17 protein-coding genes are annotated in these 9,262 nt (G+C 50.8%); 10 read left to right on the top strand and 7 right to left on the bottom strand.

The window, feature by feature from the left end; translation table 11 throughout:
* Positions 1–168 precede the first annotated feature (168 nt).
* From EKM95_RS08050 to EKM95_RS08020, 7 genes are all read right to left on the bottom strand, one after another.
* Positions 169–1,356 (bottom strand): tyrosine-type recombinase/integrase, encoded by a 1,188-nt coding sequence (locus EKM95_RS08050; RefSeq protein WP_125697333.1) that lies wholly within the window; start codon positions 1,354–1,356, stop codon positions 169–171.
* A gap of 149 nt (positions 1,357–1,505) precedes the next feature.
* Positions 1,506–1,745, bottom strand: a complete 240-nt coding sequence (locus tag EKM95_RS08045) for a cytochrome b5 domain-containing protein (RefSeq protein ID WP_125697332.1) — start codon at positions 1,743–1,745, stop codon at positions 1,506–1,508.
* A 455-nt stretch (positions 1,746–2,200) separates the two neighbouring features.
* Positions 2,201–2,422 carry a DUF5671 domain-containing protein gene (locus tag EKM95_RS08040; protein ID WP_125697331.1) on the bottom strand — a complete coding sequence of 74 codons (222 nt, stop codon included), beginning with the start codon at positions 2,420–2,422 and terminating at the stop codon, positions 2,201–2,203.
* Positions 2,423–2,491: 69 nt separating this feature from the next.
* The gene (locus EKM95_RS08035) at positions 2,492–3,211 is read right to left on the bottom strand and encodes a hypothetical protein (protein ID WP_125697330.1); all 720 of its coding nucleotides are present in this window, start codon (positions 3,209–3,211) and stop codon (positions 2,492–2,494) included.
* Positions 3,212–3,221: 10 nt separating this feature from the next.
* Entirely contained in the window at positions 3,222–3,605 is a 384-nt protein-coding gene (locus EKM95_RS08030; protein ID WP_125697329.1) for a hypothetical protein, read from the bottom strand.
* A gap of 183 nt (positions 3,606–3,788) precedes the next feature.
* Positions 3,789–4,169, bottom strand: coding sequence for an ImmA/IrrE family metallo-endopeptidase (locus EKM95_RS08025; RefSeq protein WP_125697328.1), 381 nt, complete (start codon positions 4,167–4,169; stop codon positions 3,789–3,791).
* A gap of 16 nt (positions 4,170–4,185) precedes the next feature.
* Positions 4,186–4,584: a helix-turn-helix domain-containing protein gene (locus EKM95_RS08020; protein ID WP_125697327.1), complete on the bottom strand. Its 399-nt coding sequence runs from the start codon at positions 4,582–4,584 to the stop codon at positions 4,186–4,188.
* 158 nt (positions 4,585–4,742) lie between these two features.
* Here EKM95_RS08020 and EKM95_RS08015 point away from each other — a divergent pair, with 158 nt between their 5' ends.
* The 10 genes from EKM95_RS08015 to EKM95_RS07975 all read left to right on the top strand — a co-directional run bounded on the left by EKM95_RS08015 (position 4,743) and on the right by EKM95_RS07975 (position 9,249).
* The gene (locus tag EKM95_RS08015; RefSeq protein WP_125697326.1) at positions 4,743–4,970 is read left to right on the top strand and encodes a helix-turn-helix domain-containing protein; all 228 of its coding nucleotides are present in this window, start codon (positions 4,743–4,745) and stop codon (positions 4,968–4,970) included.
* A gap of 46 nt (positions 4,971–5,016) precedes the next feature.
* Positions 5,017–5,730: an antA/AntB antirepressor family protein gene (locus tag EKM95_RS08010; RefSeq protein WP_125697325.1), complete on the top strand. Its 714-nt coding sequence runs from the start codon at positions 5,017–5,019 to the stop codon at positions 5,728–5,730.
* Entirely contained in the window at positions 5,727–5,963 is a 237-nt protein-coding gene (locus EKM95_RS08005; RefSeq protein ID WP_125697324.1) for a hypothetical protein, read from the top strand. The genes EKM95_RS08010 and EKM95_RS08005 overlap by 4 nt, the downstream gene beginning before the upstream one ends.
* 37 nt (positions 5,964–6,000) lie before the next feature.
* Entirely contained in the window at positions 6,001–6,171 is a 171-nt protein-coding gene (locus EKM95_RS11680; protein WP_164510138.1) for a hypothetical protein, read from the top strand.
* Positions 6,172–6,233: 62 nt separating this feature from the next.
* Positions 6,234–6,695: a helix-turn-helix domain-containing protein gene (locus EKM95_RS08000; protein WP_125697323.1), complete on the top strand. Its 462-nt coding sequence runs from the start codon at positions 6,234–6,236 to the stop codon at positions 6,693–6,695.
* Between the two features lie 2 nt (positions 6,696–6,697).
* Complete coding sequence (locus EKM95_RS07995) at positions 6,698–6,988, top strand: hypothetical protein (RefSeq protein WP_125697322.1); 291 nt, start codon at positions 6,698–6,700, stop codon at positions 6,986–6,988.
* 6 nt (positions 6,989–6,994) lie between these two features.
* Positions 6,995–7,258 (top strand): hypothetical protein, encoded by a 264-nt coding sequence (locus EKM95_RS07990; RefSeq protein ID WP_125697321.1) that lies wholly within the window; start codon positions 6,995–6,997, stop codon positions 7,256–7,258.
* Between the two features lie 11 nt (positions 7,259–7,269).
* On the top strand, positions 7,270–7,560 hold the full coding sequence (locus EKM95_RS07985; RefSeq protein ID WP_164510137.1) for a hypothetical protein: 291 nt from the start codon (positions 7,270–7,272) through the stop codon (positions 7,558–7,560).
* A complete protein-coding gene (locus tag EKM95_RS07980; protein WP_164510136.1) occupies positions 7,550–8,500 on the top strand; it encodes a DUF1351 domain-containing protein in 951 nt (316 codons plus the stop codon). Before EKM95_RS07985 ends, EKM95_RS07980 begins: the two co-directional genes overlap by 11 nt.
* A complete protein-coding gene (locus EKM95_RS07975) occupies positions 8,497–9,249 on the top strand; it encodes an ERF family protein (RefSeq protein WP_125697318.1) in 753 nt (250 codons plus the stop codon). Before EKM95_RS07980 ends, EKM95_RS07975 begins: the two co-directional genes overlap by 4 nt.
* Positions 9,250–9,262: the final 13 nt, after the last annotated feature.

Below are 9,262 nucleotides of genomic sequence, written 5' to 3'. Positions count from 1 at the left end.
ACCCTCAAGTAACAAGTTAGAAATTCAATCGAACACGCTCGATGCTAAAGCCAGTAATGGCGGCGGTGTCGGGCGCGTTTTTTTGTTTTTTCTCCGGTTGTGCTCGACTATTTTCGACCGTTTGGCGGTACATCGGCGGTACATCCCGAAATGTACCGCCGAATCTGCTCAATCCATACTCCCACCGAACAGTTTGGAGTTCATGCTGTTGATCACGTGCAGTGCGCCTTCTTCGGTGGGGCGGGTATAGGCGTTCGTCATGTCCATTGATTTATGGCCGAGCCAGTGCATGACGCTCATGTCTGGAAGGCCATCTTCCAGCGCCTGCGTGGCGAAATAGTGGCGAAGCATATGAGGGCGAAGTCGGATGCCGGTTTCTTTTGCCACCGGCGCGAACAGGTCGCGGTTGACGTTACTCGGGTATACCGGCATCCCAGTTTGGACGTTGACATAGACAAACGTGTCGGGGGTCACCTCGCGATGATGCTGGAGGATGACGTTCTTTGCGTATTGAAGCGCATAGTCTATCATGTCCACAATTTCGCCAGTGACGTAGTTTGACCGGTAGCTGCTCGGGGTCTTGAGCTTGCCGCCCTGAGGCTCGTATGTGGTGCGTGATACTTTATAGGTGATCTTGTAATATGGCTGGCCATCGTGATCGGCTTTCTCAAACGACGAAAATTGAAGCCCGGCCAATTCTTCCCGTCGTTCTCCCAGCGACAACAGATAAAGCATGGTGAGGTGATAGCGGTCGAGCAGTTGCGCTGCGGCCGTCATGAACGTCTTGTATTGTTCGCGCGTAAGATCCACGGGGCGGGCCTGCTTTGCGCCGACAATCTGGACGCCACGCAAGCGGTTCTTGTCGATGACATCGTTTTTCTCTGCGTCATTCATGATGAGCTGCATTAGTGCGTTGATGGCGTTAATGGTGTTTTCTCGATAGCCTGCGACCACCTTGTCATCGATAAACGTCTGATATTCGGTGCGGGTGATTGAACCGAGTGGCACGGATCCAAAGCGGTCTTTGAAATGCTTGTCAAAATAGCTTTGCTTAGATTTTATCGTGCTGATCCGCCAGTTGCCGAGCCGCTCGTTTCGGGCGAGCATCAAGTCGAAGTATTGGCCAACGGTGATATTGCGCTGAGCGAATGGGTCAATATGCCCAGATACAAGGCGGGCTTCAAATTCTTTGAGCGCCTTATCTGCATCGCGCCAAGACCGGAAGCCTGAGCGCGTGAATTCGACCCTGTTTCCTTCACTATCCTTGCATCCTCTCCGGATGGCGTAACGGGTGCCGCCGTGTGTCTCATAGCTGTAAAGATGCAGGTGGCGGGGCAGTGGTGTCCATTTGCGCATTGCTATCGTGTCCTTTCTTTTGTGACGTTTTTGGAGGTTACTTCACTTTTACTCGAACGTATGTTCTTTCTGGCTGTGAAATAAAAGCCCCAGAATGGGGCATGGACATGTAGGAATTAAACCTACGACCGAAGGGGGAAACAGAACGGCTACCCAATATACTTACCAACAATCGGCACCTTGCTGAGAACCTTTTTACCGTGGGGAGAGACGTTAGTGATGATGTCAGTGAGATCTTGACCAGCAACATTACCGTGATGATTTTCTCCGGCCCAGGCTTTAACAGACGTTAGATCGTATACGACACCATCGACTGCCACATATTTGTGGGGATCGTCTTTGCCATTATACTTTGCCAATTCTTCCTTAGTGAATGTTCGATCTGCCATACTGATGACCTCCAATGTTAAATTATTGCCGATACACAATCGACAAAGCGGATGACGGGAGTCGAACCCGCTACTTAGGCTTGGAAGGCTGTCGTTCTACCGCTGAACTGCACCCGCTTAGGACCACTCTCATTCCGAAAATCGTCAAACGCATCATTCATAAGGGCTGTTTGGTTCCCTGAGTGCCATTTTATTTCATATCAGATTGATTTTTTCCACTCAACGCGTCATTGCGAGCGTCACGTTGAAGTTGGACCCAATACTGCCTTTACCCGAGACGTATACCCAGCGGCGACTGTCTTATCTCCGCCGAATAAAGTTCCGTCTGTTGAGAGCGTCCGAATTTTGTTTGTTATTATGATTCTCCTTGGGCTTAGACCTGTCGATTTCGACGGGTTTAGAATATGATCGTTCACATCCTGTGGATAACTCTTCGCCTTGCTCGAAGCTATGTGTTATTTGTCTGCGTGGCGCCAGTGGAATACAAAAAGCAACGAGGACACCACTAGCATGATGGCTCCGTTGAATAGTTGCTGATAGAGGTAGATCCCGGGCTGCGCGGACTTGTCAAACCAGATAAATTCGGATATTCCAGAAACAACGCTGTATAGCGAAATCAAAGCGACTACGAGACAAACCAAACATGCTGCATACATATATAAGTTCTTGATCTTCATGCTGATTCTCCTTCCAGATTAACGCCCGCGGCCCGAGTTGCACGGGCCTGCTGCTTGGTGGGTTAGTGACTACTGAAGATTGATGGTGATGTCGTAGTCATGGCTGGAATTATTGTCGTCATAGTTATCGGTGTCATAGTCACCCGACCACTTCAGACGGAGTGTCTTGAGATCGGTTGCGTTGTTCATGGTGGTTAGTGCAAAAAGTGTTGTCCCCGATTTGGTGACACCTTTGTTTATTTCACCATCATAGTCATCACTGGAGTACATGTTAGCTTCCACTTGCTGACCGTCAGAGGTGACTAACGTAGCCTGATTTGGATACATATTCAAGTCCTGATTGGCTTGAATTTTGAAGTGAACCAGAATAATTCCGTTGTAGGTAGAGCTGTGTTCTTCTTTATCAGTAAACGGTTTAATCTTGTTAACTTTTACTTCATCAATTGACACAACAGCTGGTGTCCAATCCTTGTTGATGTAGTTAGGTTTAAAATCCAATGTCTTGAGTACAGAAGCTTTCTCATTGTCAATATAAATTGTGGCCGCTTTGGTCTTTGTTTTCTCGGTGTCGTCAGCATCTTTTTCCTGTTTTGTGTTGCTTACCTTTGCAGATTTAGAAGATGTTGCGGGTTTACTGTCAGTGTCGCTACCGTTGCTGCCGATAGCGATGAAGAAACCGATAACTACAACTACCGCAACAACAATCCAAAACCAAGCCTTTTTGTAGAACGGTGATACTTCCACATACATGTTTCCATCAGCGTCGGTGATAGTCTTTTTCTTTGCCATTTTATCATTCCTACTTTCTGATTATGGCAACTATGCCAGTAATCATGAACGCTATTCCGCCAGGTATGCCGAAATTCCCTGATGAAAACAGTAGTACAACACCAAGAATAAGAATTAATGTGCTGATAATAGCATGTTTCTTATTTATAAAAAATATTAGTACAAATGCCGCAATTGAAAGTAACATCCCAATCATCAACGTGGCGGTATATGAACCACCGCCGCCAAACGCATCGCCCACAGCAGCTAAGCCCATGGCTGATGCTAACGAAACTAGTGACACAATTAGACTAATCGCACCCAGTATAATCTCAACCGTGCGTTTGCGTTTGGGGCTCGAAGGTGCAACCCTTTCGTAGGTTTTCCCATCAGCACCCTTGATTTTTGTTGCCATAAATACATTCCTCCAACTACGCAGCTTTTAACGTCGATCACGTTTGGACGTTTCTCACGGTACCAGTGTCGCCAGTAGAAGTCACGAATGCTGCTTTCCGGCCAGTCTCTCATGCTTGATGGAATATGTAGGTCATCGAATAATCGCTGGACGTTTGCCTGACGGGCCTCGACGTCTAGCTATCTAATCCAGCACCGGCACCCCATATGAGTGGGCGAGCTCGTATACCGTGTCTGGCAGATCGTGGTTCTCTTCGACGTAGAGCAGTGTCAGTAGGTGAATGGCGAAGCGGTCAGCCTCGTATTCGGCCTTGTTGTCACCATTGCGAGCAATCTTGTAGTATTCGGCGACGTCGGCGTGAAGGACGACGTGGCCTAGTTCGTGCGCCATGATGAAGTATTTCTGTTCGCTGTCGCGGAGGCAGTTGTTGAGCAGAACGAATGGTCGGCTGAGTATGTATTGGGTCTTGCCCAGGAGTTCATCTCCGAGGTCAGACCACTTGACGGTGACATCTAGAATGTCAGCGAGGGCGAAGGGGTCAGCGGTGCCATAGCGGTATCGCATATAAGAAGGAACGAGTTTATTGTCCGTCAGAGCCGCCCCGCTTTCGGTCGTGCTGGATCTCTTCCCAGAAAATCTGAGTGAGGGCGAGATTTAGCTTGGCGTTCTGGTCCTCTGTCAGTTTGTCGCCGCCGAAGTTGAAGGTTGGGCCGCCCTGGCCACTGAGAACTTTCTTCAGGTCGATGGTATCCTGTTCGGTTGCCCATTCAGGAGTATTGTTGACGCCCAGCAGGTAGTCCGTGGTGACACCGTACAAGGCGGCAAATTTTCCAAGTTCCTCGGCGGACACTTTACGAGAACCCGACTCAATTCTGCTTAGGCTGCTGTTGTCCATTCCGACCCGGCGCGCTACTTCAGATTGAGAGAGCTGTCTTTCTTCGCGCAAATCTATCAATCTCTTTGGAAGAAAGTCTAACATGTCTGGTCCTCCTTTTGTGATTTGAACAAATCGAGAATACCATCTTTGGGATTTGCACATAGAGTATTTGTCAAATTAGCAAAAAACTTGTTGACTTTGAGATTACCTCAAACTATGATTAACTTGTTATTTGAGAAAATCACAAAGGAGGTAACACAATGAGCTATCGAGTTGATCTCAGCGTCATTCGGACCCGCCGGAACGGGCTCCATCTCTCCTTGACGGATATGACAAAAGCTCTTGGTTTAAGCAGCGTCGACCAGTATTATCGCCGTGAAAACGGTGAATATAAGTTTAAGGCTGTTGAGTTGCCAGCACTCGCTCAAACGTTAGATGTGCCGATTGAAACTTTTTTTACGGGAAACGTTGAGAAAATCACAAAATAGTCATTTTACGACAATCGCGAAAATCGAAACGTAAGGAGGCCTGATCATGAACGAACTGATAAAAGTAGTCGTCAATGCACGGCACGAGCAAGTTGTATCAGCACGAGAGCTTTACAAGGGGCTGAAATTGAAGAAACGGTTCAGTCAGTGGGTCGAACAGAACTTCACTGGCTTCGTCGAACACATTGATTTTGAGGGTGTACTTGTAGGTACGCCCTTCAATCCCAACTATCCTGATGGGAAGCAGCAGGAGGTTCAGGACTACGCCATCACGGTAGACATGGCCAAGAACCTAGCACTCATGAGCAAGACGCAACAGGGCGCAGCGTTCCGTGCTTACTTCATCGAGGTAGAGCGCAAGTGGAATGACCCCAAGGAAGTTATCAAGCGCGGCTATGAGTACCTCAAGGATGAGAACGCGCAACTCAAAGTAGAGAACCGATCGCTGAATGCGAACGTCGCTCTCATGACACCAAAGGCCGCCTACTTCGATGACCTGGTCGAGCGCAATACGCTGACCAACTTCCGTGACACCGCGAAGATGCTTGGCCATCGCCAGAACGAATTTATCAACTGGCTAATTGACCAGGGCTTCATCTACCGCGACGCGCACAAGTACATCAAGCCTCGGGCGGCATATGCCAACACGTACTTCACCATCAAGGACAACAAGATGGGCTACCCGCAGACCCTGATCACTCCGCAGGGATGCAGCGCATTTAATCTGCTACTGGGTGATGGCGAGGGGGTGACTTTATGAGTCATGAACGTGAGCAAGATCGAACGGCTGGGGGAGAATGCGAGCATATTGAGACAAACGCCCCGTCATCCTACCGTTCAGATGTTTCGATGCTAGATGACTTGCTAGAGATTGAACTGGGGCACGAACACTCGAAGCTAAAGCCGAGAATGACAGCACGAATTATAGCGGCGGCCGTTGCTATTGCGCTTTACAAGACAGCAAAACCTAACTATCAAGTTCACGGACGTTGATTGCGCAATACAAGCAGTTGCTGAAGGGGGTGAGTTTATGAACCGCGAACGGTATTACGAAGCAATCACCAAATTGAAGCCGGATGTTACTCGCACGCAGCTTGAGATGCTGAGCGATGAGGGGTTGCAGAAGTTCTACCTGCTGACCAAGAACGAACTGGATCAAATGGTCAGCGAAGCCTTTGCGGATGCGGGGCTTGCTCTCTAATCATTGTCACGCAAACAAGCGTGAATTTGGCGGTACGGAATACCCAAAGGAGGGATGGAATTTTGACTTCAAACATTATCAAGCAATTTGAAAATGCCTTAGATCGCACCGGTATAAGTAAGGTGACGCTGGCGCAGGAGATCCACATCAGTCAGTCGGCAATGAGCAACTGGAGTGCCCGGGGGTCTATCCCGGAATTAATGCTGATCCGTGCGGCGAAGGTGATTGGCGATTATCGTTTCAAGCTGGAAGCCGGTCTGGCGCTGGTCGGGTTGAAAATCGTGGAAGACAAGAGCATTGATGACACGCCGCAAGCACGCTATTTCTCCACTGAGAAAGAAGCGGACGACCGGAAACGTCTCGACAATCAGATCCTGCTGGTTCTGAGCAAGAAACCGGGCGCACGCACAATGGATGACCGCGAGGCGGTCGAGCGTTATGCCAAGGAGCTGACCGAACAGATTGGATCCGAGCAATCGTATCTGGCAGCTATCTTGGAAGATTGGGATCTTGAGGGGGCTTGAACATGGACATCGTGACAACGGCGAACTATGAGTTCACCAAAGAGCTGGCGAAGCTGGTCGCCGAGCAGTTGCGCCCTGAGCTGCCGAAGCTAGTCAAAGAGGCGGTTCGGGAGCTGGTGCCGCAGAAAGGCATGACGCGTGCTGAGGCTTCAAAGATGCTCCGCATCTCCGAGGGTGACAACCTGAGCGCCATTCTGGATGACCCGAGCTTTCCCAGCTACCCGAACGGAACCCAGCGCCGGTATTGGCCGCGCGCGGTTGATGAGTACATGACAACGCACAATTGGAGGTAATCAGAAATGCTGAGCATTTTTATCTGGATGATTGCAATCATCTTGAGCCTGTGGGCACTGACAGAAAGCCCGCTGATGGACTGGGTAGACAAGAAACTCGTAAACAACAAGCACACTGCGAAGCTACTCGGCTACACGGAGCAAGACATTGCCGAGCTGAACGCAAAAAAAGCCCCAGCGGAGGCAACCGCCGGAGCTAAGAACTTTAACAATAATATTTACCCATTCAGTGTAGCACGTAGCGGCCTTGAGCGAAAGGCGGCGAAGTGATGAGCACATCAATGTATGGAATTGAAAAGGACTGGCAGAACCATGACTTGCTTCGCTGGAAGGAACCATACCTCGACATCTTCGACGACACGGTGTCTGTTGAGGATCTTCCAGCCTACCTCGAGAAATGGTTCGGCATGGACGGGTACACGATGCGAGATGGCGAAAAGGACTGGCGCGGCGCAGCGGAGGACCCTGGAGCCGAGTACATGATTATCGCAGCATACGGCGACATCGTGGCGGATTATGACTTGCAAGAATACGCAGAACAAAGATTGGGGGCAATGCCACATGACAACTAAGGAAAGCGCAACGGCTATGGTGGCCGTTGACGAGATCAAGTACACCGTCGACTATACGCCGGCGACAATTGAATTCGATCACTTCGACGAACTCAAGGCGCAACTATTGCAATATACGCAACAGTTCGAGTCGATGGAGGTCAACGAGGCGACCGTCAAGGAAGCCAAGAAGGTTAAGTCGAAGCTGAACGGACTCAAGAAACAGGTCAACGATCGACGTATTTCGATCCATAAAACGTATGAACAACCGTATGATGCGTTTAAGCAAAAGGTCGATGAATTAATCGGCATCATCGATAAGGCCGTTAAACCGATCGACACGGCCGCAGGAGCACTTGCTGAACAAGACAGGCAACGTAAGCAGCAAATGGTGCAGAAAACAATCAATGAAGTGGCGCCGGAATACGGTATTGACCCGGCAGACGTTCCGGTGCGGCCGACCTGGCTGAACGCCTCAACGTCACAATCAACATTTATCCGCGAATTGGGTCAGGATCTGCTGGGCATTCAGGATCACGCCAAGAAGGTTGTCGCGGATCGGGAAGCGGTCAAGGCATATGCCGCGGCAAACGACATGGACCCGAGCGGCTGGCTTGCCCAGCTTGACGATCACACGTCCTTCGTCGATATTCGCCCACGTATGGACACCGCGATGATGCAGCGGAAGCAAGAGGCGGAGGCAGCGCAGAAACGCGCAGAGGCCGCCGCAGCGGTCGCAGCATTGAACCAGGAACAGATCGGCGAAAAAACGGTCGATACGGAGACTGGTGAAGTCGTGGCGGTTGAACAGATGGAACTTGAGCCGGAGCCAAAGCAGGATGAACGAAAATTTGTCCGCGCGTTCCGGATCACCGCGACCGCTGATCAGATGTGGGCGCTGGCGGATTGGATGAAGGCAAACGGGATCGACTACGAGCCGATCAAGGAGGCCCGCCCATGAAACGGTCAGAAAGCACAATCGAATTGATCAAGGATATGCGCAAATTCCGCGAGCAGGTGAAGCAACCAGACAAAAACGCGACGAACCCGTTCACCAAGTCAAAGTACTCGGACCTGTCGGCGGTCATCAAGTCGGTCGACGCCGGGACAAAAGGCACGGGGCTGTCATGGACCCAGGACGTATGCAACAGCGAGCAAGGCGTGACGGTCCAAACGATCATCTTCCACGACTCAGGCGAGTACATCGAGTTTTCACCGCTGACGATGCCGGCCGGTAAGGGCACGGCGCAGGAGTTAGGATCCGCCGAAACGTACGCGCGCCGCTACACGCTGCAGACAGCGTTCGGACTGGTTGGAGACGCGGACGACGACGGGAACGCGGCCTCCAATCGCACGCAGGAGACCCAACAGCGCCCCACACGTACCACACAGCCACGTTCAACGCCACGCCGGGAAGAACATCGGCCCCCGCAACAAGCCGCGCCTGCGGAACGTATGGCGGGCAATGACGACAAGCAGAAGTTGCTGGACCGGATCAAGGCGTTCTCCAAGGAACAACATCGTGATGCCAACGAGGTATATACGGCGGTTGTCCAACGTGCGAACGTCGGGACCGTGAAACTTGGGTCACTGACCCTTGAGAATTTCGTTGCGTTGTCAGCGGCGTTCCAGGACATGGTAACGACCGCGCCGGATCCAGAAACGGCCGGGGCGGGTGATGATGGTGAAGTACCGCCGCTTCCGTTTTAGGGGGTGACACCAA

The sequence above is a fragment of the Lacticaseibacillus yichunensis genome (assembly GCF_003946405.1).
GTDB classification, from domain to species: Bacteria; Bacillota; Bacilli; order Lactobacillales; family Lactobacillaceae; genus Lacticaseibacillus; species Lacticaseibacillus yichunensis.
Note: the sequence above shows the minus strand (reverse complement) of the source record. Positions and strands in the feature narration are given on the sequence as shown.